Annotated in this window: 1 pseudogene; it reads right to left on the bottom strand. The window is 67.5% G+C overall.

The window, feature by feature from the left end:
• A pseudogene (locus IG90_RS0138955) lies at positions 1-237 on the bottom strand (IS630 family transposase); the annotation flags it as partial.

Genomic DNA, 237 nt, shown 5'->3' with positions numbered 1-237 from the left:
CGCCGGCACGGTCGGCGCCATCGGCAACACCGGCTGCGTCCGGTCCAGGGCCTGTATCTGCGACTTCTCGTCCACCGCCAGGACCAGGGCGTTCTCCGGCGGGGACAGGTAGATGCCGACCACATCGCGGACCTTGGTCACGAACTGCGGGTCGGTCGACAGCTTCCAGGTCTCCACGATGTGGGGCTTGAGTCCGAAGGCTCGCCAGATCCGGGAAACGGCCGACTGCGACATGCC

The sequence above is a fragment of the Streptomyces anulatus genome (assembly GCF_000721175.1).
Lineage (GTDB): Bacteria > Actinomycetota > Actinomycetes > Streptomycetales > Streptomycetaceae > Streptomyces > Streptomyces anulatus_C.
The sequence above is the reverse complement of the archived record's forward strand: the minus strand, read 5'-3'. Positions and strand labels throughout refer to the sequence as shown.